At 66.7% G+C, this 18,562-nt stretch carries 14 protein-coding genes; 2 read left to right on the top strand and 12 right to left on the bottom strand.

Annotated features, from left to right (window positions below):
* The first annotated feature begins 422 nt into the window (after positions 1 to 422).
* Positions 423 to 1,469 (top strand): TIM barrel protein, encoded by a 1,047-nt coding sequence (locus KF833_18045; protein ID MBX3747213.1) that lies wholly within the window; start codon positions 423 to 425, stop codon positions 1,467 to 1,469.
* Between the two features lie 213 nt (positions 1,470 to 1,682).
* Here KF833_18045 and KF833_18040 read toward each other — a convergent pair whose 3' ends face one another.
* On the bottom strand, positions 1,683 to 3,320 hold the full coding sequence (locus tag KF833_18040) for a LamG domain-containing protein (GenBank protein MBX3747212.1): 1,638 nt from the start codon (positions 3,318 to 3,320) through the stop codon (positions 1,683 to 1,685).
* A 2,169-nt stretch (positions 3,321 to 5,489) separates the two neighbouring features.
* On the opposite strand from KF833_18040, the gene KF833_18035 reads away from it, so the two are divergent.
* Positions 5,490 to 5,882 carry a DUF4440 domain-containing protein gene (locus KF833_18035; GenBank protein MBX3747211.1) on the top strand — a complete coding sequence of 131 codons (393 nt, stop codon included), beginning with the start codon at positions 5,490 to 5,492 and terminating at the stop codon, positions 5,880 to 5,882.
* Positions 5,883 to 6,700: 818 nt separating this feature from the next.
* Here KF833_18035 and KF833_18030 read toward each other — a convergent pair.
* From KF833_18030 to KF833_17980, 11 genes are all read right to left on the bottom strand, one after another.
* Positions 6,701 to 7,648 carry a type II secretion system protein gene (locus KF833_18030; GenBank protein ID MBX3747210.1) on the bottom strand — a complete coding sequence of 316 codons (948 nt, stop codon included), beginning with the start codon at positions 7,646 to 7,648 and terminating at the stop codon, positions 6,701 to 6,703.
* Positions 7,645 to 8,967 (bottom strand): hypothetical protein, encoded by a 1,323-nt coding sequence (locus KF833_18025; protein MBX3747209.1) that lies wholly within the window; start codon positions 8,965 to 8,967, stop codon positions 7,645 to 7,647. Before KF833_18025 ends, KF833_18030 begins: the two co-directional genes overlap by 4 nt.
* 36 nt (positions 8,968 to 9,003) lie before the next feature.
* Entirely contained in the window at positions 9,004 to 9,711 is a 708-nt protein-coding gene (locus tag KF833_18020; GenBank protein ID MBX3747208.1) for a hypothetical protein, read from the bottom strand.
* A 131-nt stretch (positions 9,712 to 9,842) separates the two neighbouring features.
* A complete protein-coding gene (gene mgtE, locus KF833_18015) occupies positions 9,843 to 11,210 on the bottom strand; it encodes a magnesium transporter (protein MBX3747207.1) in 1,368 nt (455 codons plus the stop codon).
* 413 nt (positions 11,211 to 11,623) lie between these two features.
* Positions 11,624 to 12,118, bottom strand: coding sequence for a DUF4411 family protein (locus KF833_18010; protein MBX3747206.1), 495 nt, complete (start codon positions 12,116 to 12,118; stop codon positions 11,624 to 11,626).
* Entirely contained in the window at positions 12,115 to 13,269 is a 1,155-nt protein-coding gene (locus KF833_18005; GenBank protein ID MBX3747205.1) for an ImmA/IrrE family metallo-endopeptidase, read from the bottom strand. The genes KF833_18010 and KF833_18005 overlap by 4 nt, the downstream gene beginning before the upstream one ends.
* Before the next feature lie 244 nt (positions 13,270 to 13,513).
* Positions 13,514 to 14,182, bottom strand: a complete 669-nt coding sequence (gene rnhA / locus KF833_18000; GenBank protein ID MBX3747204.1) for a ribonuclease HI — start codon at positions 14,180 to 14,182, stop codon at positions 13,514 to 13,516.
* A 111-nt stretch (positions 14,183 to 14,293) separates the two neighbouring features.
* Complete coding sequence (locus KF833_17995) at positions 14,294 to 14,887, bottom strand: hypothetical protein (GenBank protein ID MBX3747203.1); 594 nt, start codon at positions 14,885 to 14,887, stop codon at positions 14,294 to 14,296.
* A 7-nt stretch (positions 14,888 to 14,894) separates the two neighbouring features.
* Entirely contained in the window at positions 14,895 to 15,584 is a 690-nt protein-coding gene (locus tag KF833_17990; GenBank protein MBX3747202.1) for a hypothetical protein, read from the bottom strand.
* Positions 15,585 to 15,592: 8 nt separating this feature from the next.
* Positions 15,593 to 16,714: a PilT/PilU family type 4a pilus ATPase gene (locus KF833_17985; protein MBX3747201.1), complete on the bottom strand. Its 1,122-nt coding sequence runs from the start codon at positions 16,712 to 16,714 to the stop codon at positions 15,593 to 15,595.
* A gap of 126 nt (positions 16,715 to 16,840) precedes the next feature.
* Positions 16,841 to 18,124 (bottom strand): aminoacetone oxidase family FAD-binding enzyme, encoded by a 1,284-nt coding sequence (locus KF833_17980; protein MBX3747200.1) that lies wholly within the window; start codon positions 18,122 to 18,124, stop codon positions 16,841 to 16,843.
* Between the last annotated feature and the right edge of the window lie 438 nt (positions 18,125 to 18,562).

Genomic DNA, 18,562 nt, shown 5'->3' with positions numbered 1-18,562 from the left:
CCCGGCCCACAGGCGGCGCTCGAAACGGTGTGCCCGGAGGTTCGAGGACGAGGACGAGGACCGCCCTTCGGGCTGAGTACGAATCCCCACGAGGGATGGCTTGGGCGAATTCCAGGAACCTGGGATACGGCCGATCGCCGCGTAGGAAACCACGAAGAACCCGGAGGGGCGCGCTCTGCGAGTTCTGAATCCATCGCACCCGTCCGCTGTGGCCTCGTGGAACCCGGCCCTCCGGGTTCATCACGCTGTTTCACCCTTCGGAGGGACGAGCTCTGCGAGTCCCGAATCCTTCGCCCCCCTCTCCTGCGGCCTCGTGGAACCCGGCCCTCCGATTGCACGCCATCGCTTTCCTTGCTGCATGGATACGACTTGGCTGGCTTCGGGCGTGCGTTCTAGGCTGAGGGCGACCCGAACGTCCTGTCATGAGCACACCAGTCGCCAACAATTTTCCGAAGCTTCACAACGCCATGTGGCCCGGCCTGGTCGGCAAGGGAAGCCCTGGGGCCGAACCGTCGATCGACCTCGACACCATGCTCGACCTGACCGCCAAGGCGGAGGTCAACGGGGTGAAGTTCGACGGGGTGGACCTGTTTCTTTACGACCCGCATGTCTCGATCGATGTGGACGAGTCGGGGATCAAGCGGCTGGCGGACAAGATCCGGGCGAAGGGGTTTGTGGTGGGGTCGGTGGTGGCGCCGGTGTGGTTCGACGGGTCGGCGATGGGGGACGAGACGCAGCGGAAGAACTGGCTGACGGCGGTGCGGAAGGCCTGCGGCATTGCGGAGACGCTGCGGGACCTTGGCATCCGGCCTTATGGGGTGGTGCGGATCGATTCGGCGTGTTCGGTGACGGACTGGGACAAGGACCCGAAGGGCAACACCAAGCGGATTGCGCAGACCTTCAAGGAGGGCGGCAAGATCGCCAGGGACCACGGGGAACGGCTGGCCGCCGAGGGGGAGATCTGCTGGGGCGGCATGCATTCATGGAAGTACATGCTGCAGACGCTGGAGGCGGTGGGGATGCCGAAGGTGGTGGGTTTCCAGGCCGACATGGCGCACACCCTGCTCTACCTGCTCGGCGCCAACGCGGCCGAACATCGCCTCGTGCCCGACCGCTTTTTCTGGGAGCCCGAGGTGTTCCACAAGGCGATGAAGAAGATGACCAACGCCCTGCGGCCCTGGACCATCGACTTCCACGTGGCGCAGAACGACGCCACGGTGAAGGGGTCGGGCGATCACGAGAAGACCGGGAAGCATTGTCCGGTGAATGACCCCAACGGAAAGCTCAACGTGCCGCGGGACGCGGGATACTGGCTGCGGGATGAGGCCGGCAAGGTGGCGCGCAAGGTCCGGCACATCTGCTGGGACGGCTGCATGTTCCCGAATGAGCTGATGATGAAGCAGGAGACCTGGAACAACATTCTGGCGGCGATGATCCAGGTGCGGGAAAACCACGGCTGGAAGGGTTGAGCGTAGCGTTCCCTGTCAGCAAGACGGCCCGGACCCTGTCAGGGCCCGGGCCGTTGGAGACACGATCGACGGTCGGCCGACGGGTTCCTTTCGGAACGCGTTGGGCCAGGAAACGCCGCATTCCGGGGTGCGCGATGTCCGAAGGAAAAAAAACCCACCGGCCGGATGCCGGTGGGTTGGGGTGGGTGGGTGCGGGAACGGCGATGGCCGCGGTTATTCCGGGCGGATGAGGCGGTAGTAGGTTTCCTGGCCGGGCGTGGGCAGGAGAACGTAGTAGGTGTCGCCAACGACGGTGCCGGTGGCGGCGACGTCGGTCCAGACGCGGGGTTCGTTGAGGTCGGTGGTGCTTTGGAGCCGGAAGCCGGTGGCCGTGGCGGGCCAGGCGAGGGAGACGGCGGTGCCGATGGTGAGTTCGGGGGCGTCGGGATCGACGCCGGGGATCGCCCGGAAGTCGAGGTCGGCGGGTTCGAGGGCGACATTGGCCAGTTGGAGCCGGTCGAGGAGTCCGGTGTAGGGGAGGCCACCGCCGAACTCGGAGCCGATCCAGAACCACGTCTGGTCCCGCAGATTGAGCCCCTGGGTGTAGGGCCGGGTGTCGCCCAGGATGCCGTCCACGTAGAAGCGCATGTCCTGGCCGTTGCGATGGACGACGGCGATGTGATGCCAGAGGCCGTCGTTGGGGATGGCGGCATCGGAGAGCATGTCCACGATGCCGTAGGTGGTGATGGCGACGCGGCGGTCGGAGGTGATGGAGAAGCTGAAGGCGCCGGCGACACCGAATTTCCCGAAGAGGACGCTGCGCGCCTGACCGGCGGCCGGGGTGCCGGGCTTGACCCAGGCCTGGATCGTGAAGTCGCTGGTGACGCCGTCGGTGACCAGGGTGACGACGGAGTCGGGGTCATCGACGCGGACGATGTCGTTGCCATCGAACTGGAGGGCGGTGTCGCCGGGCAGGCCGGACGGGGTATCGGTGACGAACCGCGGCGAGATGCTGGCGAGGACCACCGGTGACGCCTCGACGGCGGCGCCTCCGAGGGTGCCGGCATTGGCGAACGGGGCTGCCGTTTCGTTGAGGGCGAGCGAGACGACGGTCGAGGCCAGGGGTGCCCTGGGGCTGCCGGGGACGGAGTCGAGCTGGTCCTCGGTGAGCAAGGCGCGATGGACGCGGACCCGGTCGAGGGTGGCGTTCACCGGTTCGGTGAAGGTGCTGGACCCGCCGACGGTGAGATTGGCGTTGCTGGGTGCGCGCATGGGCCTGGTTTCATCGAGGAACCCGAAGTAGGCACCGTCCTGGTAGAAGCTCACGCCGACACCCGGTTCCCAGGTGACCGCCACATGGGTCCAGACGCCCAGGGGCGGGAGCAGCCCGATGTCGGCGTCGATGACGCCATAGAGGGTGAAGGCGATGAAGCCGGAGCTGCGGAGTCCGAACTTCCAGTTGTTTCCATACGAGACGATCGCCTCGTTGCGCGGCACGGCGTCTTCCGGGAGGTAGATCCAGGCTTCGACCGTGATGGGGGTGTCCGTTGCGGCGAGGGCTTCGGAGCCGGTGGCGTCGAGGAGGAGGAAGCCGTCGGGGTCGGTGATGCGGAGTGCGCGGTCCCCCGCCGCACCGGATGGGGTGTCGGTGACGGAGACAGGGCTGGAAGGAGGGCGGCCAAGGACACCCGTGAGGGGTCCCTGGGCGGACGTCACGGTCTGGCCCGAGCCTTCGTTGAAGTCGAACTGGAACAGCGTCTGGGCCGGCGCGGCGAGGATCGCGGAGCCGAGGGTGGCGACGGCGAGGGCGCTGACCCAGCGTGGGCGTTGGCGCGCGAGGGAGCGGGGATGGGAGGGGAGGGAGGTTCGCATGACGAATGACGGCAGAGGAACGGAGGATGCCAGGCTCGATGACCCGAGCCATCGACCGGGCCGACGGCAGCCCTCCGAACCTCGATTCTGCGCCGGTTGGAAACGGGACACGGAACGACACCGCGCCTCGCCGTCGAGCGGCGTTCTCGACGCGGTTGAGCTTACTGTTGTCAGCCGATGGGCAAAGACTTATCGGGCGGAATGGGAAGGTATAAGCTGGGATGGATTCGTGCATCAATGCGGGGTGCATTCGTGAATTTCTCAGAAAGGGTGAAGCGGGGGGGTGAAATCGGAGGGCCGAGCTCTGCGAGGCCGCAGGGGAGGGGTGCCATGGGGGGCGCATCCCAGACTTTGCAGCAGACCTCGTACTCGTACTCGTAATCGTAATCGTAATCGCCCAGCCCATTTCGCATGCGGAACGGGAGATCCGAACAGGATCAAACCCATCAGACCCGCCATGAGGCGACGCTGAAACGGTGTGCCTGCGGGTTCGAGGACGAGGACGAGTACCGCCCTTCGGGCTGAGTACGAGTCCCTGGGAGGGGGAAAGGGTGTGGTGCGATGGATTGCGGACTCGCGGAGCTCGTCCCTCCGGGGTGAAGCGGAGAGGTGGGATCGGAGGGACCGTTGGGTGTACACGCTTCAGCGTGAGCCTCCCAAGTCCGCCCCGACACGCTAAAGGGTGCACACCCAACAAAGTCCGACCCAACTTCTGCCCCCCCCCAGGTCCCCGCCCTCCCAGCGCATTTCAGACCTTTGCAGCAGGCATCGTACTCGTACTCGTACTCGTAATCGCCCTGCCCGGTTCGGATGCGGAACGGGAGGTCCGAACACGATCGAACCCATTGGACCCGCCATGAGGCGACGCTGAAACGGTGTGCCTGCGGGTTCGAGGACGAGGACAAGGACGAGTACCGCCCTTCGGGCTGAGTACGAGTCGTGCGATGGGTGGTTTGGGGGAGTTCCAAGAACCTGGGATGCGCTGCCTTTCGAGAGCTGGTTGAATTTGGGCGTTGCTCCTTTGGGGATCGTGCCGTTTGGCATTCGCGGCGGGAGATTCCGGCAAGGCGGTTCGATCAAAGGGTGCAACGCGACGCCCGGTGCTCACGCGAAGACGCGAAGACGCAAAGGAGGTGGGGGGTGAAGGAACTTGGGCATTCGGAAGCGTATTTCGCCGGGTGGGTGAACGAGCGGTTGGGCGGTGGTGTGGCGGGAGGAGGGAGAGTCCAGTCTGCGGATGGGGCTGCGACCCCTGGCGGGGTCGTGTGCGAGGTGGGGCTTCTGCCCGGGGGTCGAACCCGCGGAGCCGGGTCCGACCCCCGGCTAATCTCTGGAAACCCTCCGGGTTTCCCTGGAGTTTGGCCAATTCCAAATGCCTGAGCCTGGGAGCTGAACTCACTGGGTTTCTTCGGTCATTGTCGGGCCGACCCAGATCTGACCCGCCACCCAAGTTCTGCGCCGTTCAGACGCCGCTGTGGCCCGAGCCGCCCCAGGAACCCATTGACGTCCCGCTCTCCCACCTGAAACCCCTTCGGATCCAGCGGGTCGATACCCCCGCGGGCCAAACTCCGGGGCCCCAAGGGGGCCAGATGAGATAGCCCAGGGCGACCGAGCCCTGGGTTGTGACGGGCCAAACCTCGGGCAAGCCCTGAAGGGGCGCGACCTCGCCGTAAGAAAGCTCCTGGTTGTCCCATGAATGTTTGGGGTGGGTTTGGGCAGGTCGCGCCCCTACAGGGCGCGGAAGATTTCACATTGCGGGTCCCCAGGGCGTTGCCCTGGGCTATCTCATTTGGCCCCTTTGGGGCCCCCCCCGGTTCGCCAGTCGAATGGCCAAACTCCAGGGAAACCCTCCGGGTTTCCGGGAGCCGATCGAAGGGGAAGCTGCCGGCCCTCCGGGGCGATTCACAACGTCATGAGGCGTCTGGTCTGAGGTTTTGGACAGGATGAACAGGATGGAGCGGACCAACCGACAGGCATCGATCGACCCACCGCGAAACCCGGCAGGCAGACGGTTTTCTGGATCCTGTTAATCCTGTTTATCCTGTCCAAAAAGCCTCGGATCAACCTTGGGGACCATATCAAGGACCCTGCCCGGCCCACCCAGATTGGTTGGGGCGCCAGTTCGCCGTTGATTCCGGACCGGCGGTGCGGATTCTTGCGTGGCGAATCATGAGCTATTCGAATGCAATGGAAGTGCTTCACGCCTGGATGGGGGGAGTGAACGGGGGACAGATCGACGACGTGCTGGGGCTGTATGCCGACGGTGCGGTGTTGTTGCCGACCTTTTCGCCGCATGCCATCACGACGGAGGAGATGCGGAGGCGATACTTCGAACAACTGGGGGCACGCCCCGGATTGAACGTGTCGCTGCATCAGCGGACCGTGCGCGAACAACCCCTGGCGGGGAGCCTGCGGGTGATCAGCGGGATTTATTGTTTTCGGATGGAGATCGACGGGGAACTGCTCGGGTTCGAGGCGCGCTTCAGCTACGTGGTGGATCCGGGCGCGTCCCGGCCGATCCTCCATCACCATTCCTCGCAGATTCCGCGCAACCTGTCCTGATGGAGGACTCGCGGAGCTCGTCCCTCCGAAGGGTGAAGCGGGGTGGTGAATCCGGAGGGCCGAGCTCTGCGAGGCCGCAAGGGAGTGGAGCGATGGGGTGCGGACTCGCGGAGCTCGTCCCTCCGAAATGCGGCCTCCTCACCCGCAACCCGGGGATGCAGCGGGAGTAGTTTCATTTCGTAGCGAATTGAGTTGGGACTCCGGTTTTGACTCGGTCCGGGTCTTCCTGCTAACGGGAATGGGTCTTCAAGGAGGTCCATCCAGTTTTCCGGGCGCGCCGCGCGGTGTGGTGTGTCCGGGTCGGGCTTGGCGGCGGGCGTTCGGAGGTCCTTTCCGATGCCGTCGGGCGTCTGTTCGCACAGCGACGGGCGGTCTGAGGGTGTTGGGACGGAGGGTTCGGGGTCCCGGGACTCCCACTCCCCGGGGCCCGGGCCATTTCGATTCGCCCGCCGCCTCTGGCCTGACGGGATGGAGGGGGGCCTGAAGGGGGAGCCAGTCCCCGACCCGCCGCCGACGCGACGCCGATCCGCAGGGGAATGGGGTTAAGAGCCTGTCTGAAAACTGGGAGGGGCCCTGTTGTCGCGGAAGAGGCCGGATGGCGAGGCGCGAGGAGGGAGCCTACCCGCCAGCGGTCTGTGACCGAGGAGCCACGAAGCCAGCCGGCCTTTTCCGCGACAACCCTTCGGGCGACGGTCCTTTCGGCCTGGGCCTGCGTTGGCTCGACCGTTACAGCCCGCTGCGGGGATGCGCCGGCCTCGCCGCCTTGGCCCAGGCCAAAACCCCTCGTCGCAGGGCCCCTTCCAGTTTTCAGACAGGCGCTAAGGCGCGATCGGGGGGCGAAGGGTGAAGTCAGGGCGGTCGGCGGTGTTGCACCAACGGCGCATGTCCTGGAGCCCGGGAAGACCGACAGCGGTGACATGGCCGTCCATGGCGGCAACGACGGCGCGGCGGTTGTGGCGCGGGGCGACGAAGCCCCACTGGTGGGGAGGCGCGGTCGGGGACCAGTCCGGGGTCCACATTCGTTCGACCAGGGCGGGGGGACGGACCTGGAAGTAGCCGAAGGCTTCGGGGCCGGCGTTGGCGGATCGGGCGGAGAGGAACATGGCGAGGAGGGAGGGACGCCAGATCCCGGAGAGGCGGGTGACGACGGTGCCGGTGCCGAAACGGGCGTTGGCGAGGTCGGCGGGGAACTCGCTTTCATGGCCGCCGATGAAGTGGGCATTGATTCCGAGGGAGGGGAAGACGCTGACCGCATAGACATAACTGGCGCGGTCGAGACGACGGAGGCGGCTGAGCTGGGCGCGGTTGTCGGCGCTGTAGAGGGTTTCGAACGACTGGCCGAGGTAGGGGGAGAGGCGCCAAGGATAGCGGGCGTTGATGGGGAAGGCGAGGGGCTGACCGAGATCGTCGCGGGCCTCGGGATCGGTGACGTACCCGGGGAACACCGCGTCACGATGGTCGTCGGCGTACAGTTGGGCGGCCAGGAGGCATTGTCGGGCGGCCGAGAGTTCCTCGATGAAGCGGGCTTTGCGACGCGCGTGGGCCAGTCCGGGGAGGAGTAGGGAAGCGAGGATTCCCAGGATGGCGATGACCACCAGAAGTTCGATGAGGGTGAAGCCGGGAGGGTGGAGTCGCGGAGCTCGTCCCTCCGAAGGGTGAAGCAGGGTGGTGAAGTCGGAGGGCCGAGCTCTGCGAGGCGGCAGGGGAGTGGTGCATGGGGATGAGGACTCGCGGAGCTCGTCCCTCCGAAGGGTGAAGCGGCTCATGGCAGCCGGACGCGGAAGAAGCGGGCGGATGGGATTTCGGCCGAGTCGGCCGGATCGTTCCACGCGGCCAGGCCTCGGGCGTGGTCATAGGACCAGATGGGGTCGGCGACGGTTGTCCAGGCTTGGAGATCGGCGGACGTCTCGATGAGGTAGCGGCGTCCGGCAGCATGGTTGAGACGGACGGTCCATGAGGGGACGTCGGGGGACGGCGACGCGAGGGTGATGGCGAGGCGGTTGCGGGGATCGGTTGGGTCGGTGCCGGCGCGCCATTCCTGCCCATTGGAGGCGCCGTCGCCGTCGGGATCAGCATCGGCATCGTACCGGAGATCGCCGAAGTGGAACTCTTCCCAGTCGTCGGGCAGGCCGTCGGTGTCGGTGTCGAGATCGGGACGGACGGCGGTTCCATCGAGTTCGAGTCTGGGAACCTCGCCGAGGACACTTTCGGCGGTGAAGAAGTCCGGCCAGGCCGGGGCGCCGCCGAGGGCACCCGAGTGGAGACTGGTGATGACCAGGCGCAATCGGCCGGTGTCGCAGGCTTCCTGGAGGTAGCGGAGGACGAAGGGGTCCCCGAGGTGAAAGTCGAAGTGGAGGGTGGTTCCGGCCGGGACGGGGTCGCCGGGGGAGACGACGTCGGTGCGGCCGAGGGCGAAGGGGTGAACTTCGAAGACGGGGAAGGCGGGATCGGACTTCCCGACGTGGTTTCCGATGTCCACCCAGGCGCCATGGCGGTCGTGTCCGACGGCGTAGGCATGGCGTTCTCCGGGGCCGGTGCCGCCGAAGGGAGAGTCGTCCAGGAAGGTTCCGGCGGTGTAGCCGTTGCGGAAGCCGGCGCCGAACAGTTCCACCGGGCGGCCGGGATCGGGGTCGGGGAGGTGGTCCGGGTCGGTTTCATCGAGGTAGGTGGCGACGGGGTCGTGCGTGGGGTCGTAGAGAAAGGACTGGTCGCGGCTCACGGTGACGGAGAGGCGGGCGCGCCGGATGAGGTAGGATTCGGGTCCGAGTCCGGACGGGACATGGCCTTCGAGATCGAAGCCGAGGAGGAACTGTCCGTGGCGTGTGTCCACGCCCGCAGCGTCGCCGAAGGTGGCGAAGACCGGGGCGCTGGGTCGTGAGCCGGGAGAGGCGTTGAAGGGGTACATCCAGCGGTCCATCGAGGGGCGGTTGAGCTGGAGTTCGAAGGGTTGGGACAGGGCGGCGGGGAGGGTGAGAAGGACGGCGAGGGTGAGGCGGGATGTCGAAGGAAGCCGGCGGGAACGAGAACGAGGATCTGGGGCGGGGTTTCCTCCGGGGGGGAGCGCGGGGGATGGCAGGGAGTTCACGGGTTGGGAGGGGCAGGGCGGGAGGGATCGGCTCGGTCAGGCGGACCTGCGACGGCGAAGGCGTTGGGCGGCGAGCAGGGCGGCACCCAGGAGGGCGAGGGCGGGGAGGCCGGGTTCGGGGACGGCGAGAAAACCTTCCCATGCGTCGAGGGTGACGGAGTCAAGGCTGAGGCTGGAACCGGCGGCCTGGAAGGAGAGGGAGTAGTCCGAGATGTCCAGGCCGCGGAGGTCCCATTGATGGAGGGTGGAGACGGAGGCGCCGAGGACGGTGCCGCGGTCGAGTTCCATGGCGAGCATCGGCGCGAGTTGGTGTTGCTCCGAACCCACGGAGTAGGTGAGGCGGAAGGAATCGTAGTCCCACTCGCTTCCGAGGGTCCGGGTTTGGAGGACGACGGTGCCGAGGGTGAAGGGGACGGAGTGGGTGAGGGTGAACCCGACGGTGCCGGAGGGGTCGTAGAGGTTGCCGGTGCCGGTGACGAAGGTGGAAGGGCTGAGGGTTTGGGTGAGGATGGCGGAGGCGGTGGAGCCGGGTTGGTCGGGGGCGTTGCCCGGGGCGCCGAAGGGGACCGTGAAAGACTCCCAGTAGCCGTGGGTTCCCTGGTCGAGACCGCGGAAGGCAGGGACGATGAAGTTGTTGGTGGCGGCCCGGGCCCGGTCGGGGCAGGTGGCGAGGGCGGCGAGGGCGGCGAGGGCGGCGAGGAGGGCGGCGAAGGAGAGGATGCGGAGGGATGGGTGTGGGTGCATGGGCATGGATGGGTTGTGGCGCCGGGGCGCGGGACAGGAGGGTGACCGGGCGCGGGGGGCCGTGCCTTCGGCGTCGTGCCGAAGGTTGTCGGGGACTTGTCCTGGGCGCCGGGGTGGCGCGAGCAGGAGCGTTAGCCGACGACGGGAGGGGGATGGGAGAGGCCGAGGATGGCCTTGGCGATGGCGAAGTAGATGAGGACGCCGAAGATGTCGGCGAGGGAGGTGACGAGCGGGGCGCTGGCGGTGGCCGGATCGAGGCGGAGCCGGTTGAGGATGAAGGGGAGGGTCATGCCGACCAGGCTGGCGATGAAGACGATCGAGACCATGGCGAGGGAGACGGCCCAGGCGACGGCGGGGCCGGAGCGCCACCAGCCGAGGAGAAAGACCGCCCAGGCCATGGAGAGGCCGAGGAGGAGGGAGACCATCATTTCGCGAAGGGCGAGGCGGGGGTAGTCGCGGGTGCGGACTTCGCCGAGGGCAAGGCCGCGGACAACGAGGGTGGCGGCCTGTGCGCCGGCGTTTCCGCCGCTGCCGATGAGGAGTGGGAGGAAGAACACGAGGGCCACGACCGATTCGATGAGGCCTTCGTGGAGGGCGATGCCGGCGCCGGAGAGGAGATTGACGAAGACCAGCAGGACCAGCCAGCCGATGCGGCGGGAGTAGAGATCGCTGAAGCGGGCGTGCAGGAGGCTGCCCACCAGGGGTTGGATGCCGACGCTCTTGTGGATGTCCTCGGTCGCCTCCTCCTCGGCGAGATCGAGCACGTCGTCCACGGTGACGACGCCGGCGAGGAGGTTGCGGGAATCGACGACGGGGAGGGTGGTGCGGTCGTACTTCTTGAAGGCGGCGACCGCGGATTCCTGGTCGTCGGTGGCACGGAGAACGCATTGGGGCGGTTCGATCAGGTCGGCGACCGGCTGGTTCAGTTCGTGGACGACCAGGTCGCGGAGGCGGACTTCGCCTTCGAGGTGCCCCTGGGCGTCGATGACGAAGAGCTGGTTGAGGGTTTCGCGGTCGCGTCCGACGCGGCGCAGGTGGGCCAGGACTTCGGCGATGGACCAATGGCGCTGGATCGAGACGTATTCCGGCGTCATGCGCCGGCCGATGGAGTCCTCGGGGAAGCCCAGGAGGGTCCGGGCGATGCGCTGTTCGTCGGGGGAAAGCAGCGTGAGAAGCTGCTGGGTCATCTGGGCCGGCAGTTCCTCGAGGATGTTGGTGCGGTCGTCCGGGGGGAGATCGTTGAGGATCTGGGCGACCTGCTCGGTGCCGAGGGCGCGGAGGAGGCGGCGCTGGTTTTCGACGTCGAGGTGATCGAAGACCTCGGCGGCGAGATCGCTGGGGAGGATGCGGAAGAGGATGGCCTGCCGGTCGGCATCGAGGTCGCCGAGGATCTCGGCGATGTCGGCGACCGGGAACTCGATGAGCACGTCGCGAAGGTCATGGAACGCCCGCGCCTCGATCATCTCTTCCAGCTCCGGCCCGATGAGTCGCCCGATCATCCCGGGGTGATAGCCGAGGGCGCGGTGGGAGGGAAGGCGGAGCCGCAGCCGGGGGCAATCCGCGGTGCATCCCGTAGTTGTGGGTGAGGAGGCGGCGAATCGGAGGGACGAGCTCCGCGAGTCCTCGACCCAACGCTCCACACCGTTGCGGCCTCGTGGAACTCGGCCCTCCGAGGCGATGCTTCGCTGAGTCCGCACCTCTACCCACAACGACGGGATGCCCGGGGCCATCCGGGGACTCGAACCTCTGCGAGTTGCGCGCGAGGCACTCAAGGGGCATCGCGCTGCCATGGATCAGCTTTCGAGTGTTGTCTGCGCAGCAATCTTGCCGATGCTGCTGCCGGACATCCAGCCGGCGCGCGTCGGCAGGACTTTCTCATGTTAGTTCTCGACGGCGCGTTCGTTGGTCTCGTTCATGAACAAGATCCAAGGACGAACCGCGCCCGCTCGCGGCGCAACATTTCAAACGGGCTCATGCACTTCACGCCAACGCCAATGCAGGCGTTGGGAATCTTGATTCGCTTCGTTGAAGCCGCGGCGACTTCGTGGGTCACGACCACAAAGCCGTGAGCGAGCGCGTGCGCCACGAGGTAGAAATCTGCCTGTTGCAGGAAGGTGCTTACCGCTGCCGGTTCGTAGTTCTGGCCGGCAGCCCATCTGCTCACGGTGCTCAGGGCCGGCAGGATGGGTGAGTAGGGTTTGAGAAAGAATCCATCCGCACGGGCGGCGGCCCAGCCCGCCAGTTCATCAGCACCAGCTTCAATTTCATCGCCTGCTTTCTCAATGCTGAAGACCAGCCCGGAAGTGTTCGAGGCAACCAGCCAATCCCAGAAGGCCGGGCAGAAATCCAAGCCGTAGTGCAGGTTCTTGGCCTGAATGAAAACGTCCGAGTCGAGAAGGTATTTCATGCGACCCCTACTCCGAGGCTGCGCTCCAATTCCTTAAGCGTCGCCAGCTTGGAGAACCCGAGCATTCGGAACGTATCCGTGTAGCGGGTCTGGCCCTCCAGTGTGCTGGCACATAGTGCCGTCGCGAAGCGTTTGCCCACCCGCGCCGCCTGGGTCAGATAGAAGTTGCCTCCGCTTCTGCGCGGAATTGCCCGCAATCTGGCCACTTCCGCGTGATACGCTTCCCGGAATTCCTCCTGCGTCAGCCCACCTGCATCCAGGATGCGGCGCAAGATGACCAACGTGCTCACTTTGAAGCGATGGGCCAACCTGCATGCTTCCTCCTTCAACTCCCGGTCGGGATGGTAGGCCTGCCGCATGGCGTCGAGCGGCACCAGCAATTCAGCGGCAACCTCGTTGCACCAGCGCTCCACCTGTTGAACGGGAACGGTGGTCGGTTGGGAATCCGACACTGCCGATTCCCCCGCCCAGATGTGCGCCAGTTCATGCGCCAGCGTGAACATCTGTGCCGCCTTGGTATCCGCGCCGTTGATGAACACCAGCGGTGCAAGGTCATCGGCCATGGCAAACCCGCGGAACTCCTGAGGATCCAAATGCCGGTGATTGTTGTTATGAACCACCGCATTGCACATCACGAGTATGCCCAGCCCGTCGGCCTGTTCGATGAAATGCCGCAGCGCGTCGGTCCAGGTCGCCATCCGCCGCCGTGCCTCGACGGAGAAGCCCAGTTCCGACCGGATGCGCGCGGCGCTGGACACCACGTCATCCTGCACCCGGGCCGAGCCGACAAACGCCAGCGGCTGCTCGCCCATGGAGCGGGCGTAGTTCCGAAACCATTCCTGCCGTTGCTGGCAGACGTAGATGGTATCCAGCAAGTTCGGCGAAGGATGCCCGATGCGCTCGTTGCCCGGCGTGCGGAAGTCCGGGATGGGAATCGTCTCCACTGGCGGTTCGGGCAGAAAGAGATAACCCACTGGCGTGTGCGTCGTCTTCGCGAGCGCTTCCAACTGCTTCAGCGTCGGTTGTGCCGCCCCGGCCAACCAATCCGACAGTTGCGGAAATTTGCCCGCCAAGTCAGCCGCATCAATCCCTGCGCGTTCGCACGCCCAGTGTACCAACTGCGGTTGGATGGCGACTCGATTCATGTCCATGGATTAGCGTTTAACCGCGCACTCCTCAATCCTGCCGGTGACGGCGGCGGGGATCGAAATCAATCCGCGCTCTCCTCCCGACCGAGTCTTCCCCGGACTCCTGCCCGGATCGGTATTCCCTCCCCGACGTTCACCCTCGGTGCCGGCTCATGCGTCTGCGCCACCAAGCCCTGGCAAGGCCGTCAGGGCGATCCGGCCATGCCGGGATGCCATGGCTTCAGTGGGTGGGTCATTGGCCTGAAATTCAGAAGAGCGAAGGCGACTGCTCCAAGGATCGTTTGGCAGATTCAATCGTGTACGTCGTGTGGCACCTGGGACACCACAAGTAGTACTCGTAATAGGAATCGCCCTTCGGCTTCTTCCTCGACGTCTGCTTGATGATCGGCGTCGAACATTTCCCGCACGGCTCGCCTTCCTGCATGTCGGGGCGGACGCGGTCGGTTTCGGACTTCTTCTCGTAACCGTCGTCCACCGGGAGACCGGGCTGGCGCAGGGCGACCATCGCGAGTTGATCGCACCGCTCATTCTCCGGATGCCCCGCGTGCCCTTTCACCCAGCGGAACTCCACCTGGTGCGTCTGGCACAGTGCGTCCAGGCGCCGCCATAGATCCACATTCTCGGGGCGTTCGGTCCGGGTGCGCCACCAGCCCTTCCGTTTCCACGCCACCAACCACCCATCCGACATCGCCTTCACGACATACTGCGAGTCGCTGTAAAGCGTCACCCTGCAAGGGACCTTCAACAATTCCAGCCCCGCGATGGCGGCGAAGATTTCCATCCGGTTATTGGTGGTATTGCGAAATCCGCCGCTGATCTCGGCACGTTTCCTGGGATGAATGAGCACGGTCCCATAACCGCCCGGCCCAGGGTTCGGTTCGCACCCGCCGTCAGTGTAAATCTCCACGTGCGGCATCTCGACCGGTGCTGGTGTGGCGCTGTCGCTCATCGCTGGTGCTTTTCGTCCGGTCGTATCCAACGGGAGAAATGGCCGGAGCTGCGGCGAGGCGGGCGGGATGCAGATCGTTCAAGGATCACGGAGGGCGGCGAGGGTATTGGGGTCGGACCAGACGCCGCGGGCGGCGTCGCGGGCGGCCTTTTCGGCGGCGAGCAACTGGACCTGGTCGAGGACGGGGACGGCGTGGAGGGAGGGTTGATGGACGATGACGTGACCCTCGCGGAGGAGGGGGAGGGCGATGTTGGTGCCGTCGCGGTAGAGGGAGCCGGAGCCGCCGCGACCGGGGACATGGAAGGTGTAGGCGATGCGGACTTCGTTGGAGAGGACGAGGGAGGCGAGGGCGTCGCGGGTGCGGCGGAAGGTGCGTGCGCGTTCGCTGAGGGGGTTGCGGGACCAGGGAGGGGCGACGATGCCATTGAGGCGGTAGGTTTCGACCGTGGCGTTGGCGGTGCGCAGGGCGACGGAATCGCCGGTGGGGAGGCGGACGACGATGCCGGTGGTCTGGCCGAGGACGGGGACGGTTTCGGTGCGGGTGCGGCGGAGGGTTTCGACCCAGGCGTCGGCGGGTTCGAACCAGTGGCGATGGAGGTAGAGCAGGGCGGCGAGGCCGAGGAGGGCGAGGCCGAGGGCGGCCTTGGTGGCGTAGTGCAGGAACCAGAACATGGCGGGATCAGCGGCCTGGGGACGGCGGGTCCTGGCCGGGGCTGGGGCTGGGTGGGGTTCCGGCTGGGGGAGGATGGCTTTGGAAGAGGCGGATGCGCGGATCGCGTTCGGGCGGGGGTGGAGGCGGGGCTGGGGGGACTTCGAGGCGTTCGGGATCGGGGAGGCGTTCGCGCTGGGCGGAGAGGATGAGGAGATGGACCTCGGGGCGGCGATGGGGGGGTGGATGGAGGCCGCGGGCGCGAAAGACGTGCCAGGCGCGCAGGCAGTTCTCGGCGTTGTCGAAGCGCCAGACTTCGCGGGCGAAGACCTTTTCGAGCCAGGAGCCGGGGCGGGCGTGGCGGAGGCCGAGGACGAAGGCGCCGGGGAGGTCGGGATGGCGGATGCCGTCGAGGAAGGCGAAGAGGAGGGCACATCGACGCCAGCCGCGATGGGCGAGTTTGTTGGCGAACTGGAGGATGCTGTTGCGGATGTCGCCAGGATGCCCGGCGGTGAAGGCACCTGTGAGGGGGTCGGCGAGGAGGCGCCCGATCCAGGGGGCCCAGACGACGGCATTGGCGATGCCGAGGAGGACGGCGACAGCGAGGTAGGCGGCGTCGGTGATGCCGTCGGTCCGGGGGGTGGGGCCGGCGGTTTCGACAGCGCGGCCGAGGACGGCGAAGAGCGCGAAGCCGAAGACGATGCGGAGAAGGGCGAGCATGGGCGGGTTCAGCGTCCGGGGTCGGGACGGAGGATGGCCTGGGGATTGAGGATGCCCCGGAGCCGCATGTCGAGGGCGTGAGGGTGGACGGCGTAGCGTCGGGCGGTGTGTTCGGTGATGAGACCCTGGGCGAGGAGTTCGATGAGGTACTGGTCGAAGGTATGCATGCCGACGTGGAGGGAGGCCTCGATGATGCCGTGGAGGAGATGGAGTTCGTGTTGCGCGATGGCGGCCTCGACGCCGGCGTCGCGCCGGAGGATTTCGACACAGGGGGTTCGGCCGCCGGAGACGTTGGGGAGGAGGCGCTGGTTGACGACGGCGGCGAGGTTGCGGGCGAGGAGGGCGCTGACGGCGGATTGTTCGTCGGCCGGGTAGAACTCGCGGATCCGGCCTATGGCCTGGGGGACGGAATCGGCGTGGAGGGTGCTCAGGACGAGATGGCCGGTCTCGGCGGCCTGCATGCCGGCCCAGATGCTGTCGCGGTCGCGGAGTTCGCCGATGAAGAGGACATCGGGATCCTGGCGCATGGCGTTGCGGATGCCGTCGGCGAAGGAGGCGGTGTCGATGCCGACCTCGCGCTGTTCGAAATGGCTGAGGGCATCGTTGAAGACGTATTCGATGGGGTCTTCGATGGTGACGATGCGGAGGGCGCGGGTTTCGTTGAGTTCCTGGATGAGGGCGCGGGCGGTGGTGCTTTTGCCCTGGCCGGTGGGGCCGGTGAGGAGGAGGAGGCCGCGGGGGAGGTCGGCGATGCCGCGGAGGGATTCCGGCAGTTGCCAGTCTTCCAGGCGCATCCGCTGCTGGGGGACCACGCGGAAGGAGAGCGACTGGCGCCCGCGCTGTTTGCTGAAGTTGGCGCGGTACCGGACGTCGGCGAACTGGAAGGAGGCGTCCACCTCGCGTTCCTGGACGATGCGGGCGACGAGGGCGGGGCTGAAAGCGTCGATCAGCCAGGAATGGAGGCTGACGTCGTCCGGTTCGGGGGCGACATCGTGGGGAACGGATTCGAGGTGTCCTTCGACACGGACGATCCAGGGGTGGCCGGCGCGGCCGTGGAGGTCGGTGGCGCCGCGTTGGCGGGACCAGGCGATCAGGCGGCCGAGGGGTTTGTCAGGCGGGACCTGCTCCATGGGAGGCCTGGAGACTACGGGCGTAGGCTTGATGTGGCAAGCCCGGGGATCGGGTGGGTGCGTCCTCGCGGAGTTCGGTCCTCCGGGTGGTGGGGGGGGGTGAGGTGGGAGGGTGCATGATCCGCATCACGCGTGGGTGGGGTCTCGCGGGCCTTGGCCCTGCGCGAAGGGGGCCGTTGCAGGGGCGGCAGCGATGGCGCGGCCGGCGATCCAGCCGGTGGTCCAGGCGGCCTGGAAGTTGAAGCCGCCGGTGAGGCCGTCGATGTCGAGGATTTCGCCGGCAAAGTGGAGGCTGGGGCAGAGGCGGCTTTCCATGGTGTGCAGATCCACGTCGGCCAGGCGGATGCCGCCACAGGTGACGAACTCGTCCTTGTTGAGGCTCTTGCCGTCCACCGGGAGTTCGGTGCGGAGGAGCCGTTCGACGAGGCGATGAGACGTGGCGCGGGGGAGTTCGGCCCAGCGGGTTTCCGGGGTGAGATCGGGGGCGAGGGCAAGGGCGCGCCAGAGGCGGGCGGGGAGGGGAAGGGGCGCTTGATTGACGACGCGGCGGGCGGGAAAGGCGGCGCGGGTGCGGGCGAGGGAATCGGCGAGGGCGGCGGCGTCGAGGCCGGGGGCCCAGTGGATGCGGAGGGGGAACCGGTAGTCGAGGTGGTGCAGGTCGCGGGCGGCCCAGGCCGAGAGGCGCAGCACGGCGGGGCCGCTGAGTCCGGCGTGAGTGATCAGGAGAGGCCCGCGTTCGCGCCAGCGGAGACCGGGGACGGAGAGTTCGACGGGATCAACGGAGAGGCCCGGGAGATCGCGGAGGAAGGGGGAGACGATGCGGAAGGTGAAGAGGGAGGGCACCGGGGGTTCGATGGCATGGCCGAGGGCGATGGCGGGTTCGGCGGCCTCCAAACCGCGAAGTCCGCCGAGGGCAAGCAGCAACCGGTCGGTGTGAAGGGTCTCTCCAGTGGAGGTGACCAGGGCGAATCCACCGTCGGGATGGCGGGTGACGCGATCGAGACCGCAGGAGTGGCGGAGCGTGACCCCGGCGGTGCGGGCGGCGCGGGTGAGTCCATCGACGATGGTGGCTGAGGAGTCGGAGACGGGGAACATCCGGCCATCGGGTTCGGTCTTGAGGGGGACGCCGCGGGATTCGAACCAGGCGAGGGCGTCGCGGGGCTGGAATTTTTGGAAGGGACCGATGAGGGCGCGACCGCCCCGGGGATAGCGGGTGGCGAGTTCGCGGGGATCGAAACAGGCGTGGGTGACATTGCAGCGCCCGCCGCCGGAGATGCGGACCTTGGCGAGGAACCGGGGGGAACGTTCCAGAAGCAGAACCGAGGCGTTTGGATTGGCTTCGGCGCAGGCGATGGCGGCGAAGAACCCGGCCGCGCCACCGCCGGCGACGACCACACGGGGGCCGGACATGGGGGAAGGCTAGCGGGCAGGGGGCAGGGGGCGAGCGGGAACGCGGGGCGGCGGATGGGAAGCGGGAAGCGAAATCAGGGAATGACCAGGCGAAAAAGGCGTCCGGCGTCGTCGATGCGGTCGATGGGAAAGTCGAGGCGTGCGGGGTTGGGTGGGGAGGAGAGTTCGGCGACCGGGGTCCAAGACAAATAGAATGTCAGGCCAAAAGTTGTTAACGCCACGTAGCCGCCGGGAACCCCCTCCATCACACCATCACAGTAGACCCGTTCGGGCCACCGGGGACGATCTGATCGCGGTCTGTAAACCACCAAAGAAAGTGTCGGTCCTATTATTGACAGTAAAATTATAGCGTCGGGCACTTTCTATGAGAACGAAGTGCCATTCCCAGTCGGCGGGCAGGCCGTCGTCAATCATCAATAACAAAATGCCGGGCTAATT

The sequence above is a fragment of the Verrucomicrobiia bacterium genome (assembly GCA_019634625.1).
Classification (GTDB): Bacteria; Verrucomicrobiota; Verrucomicrobiia; order Limisphaerales; family CAIMTB01; genus CAIMTB01.
Note: the sequence above shows the minus strand (reverse complement) of the source record. Positions and strands in the feature narration are given on the sequence as shown.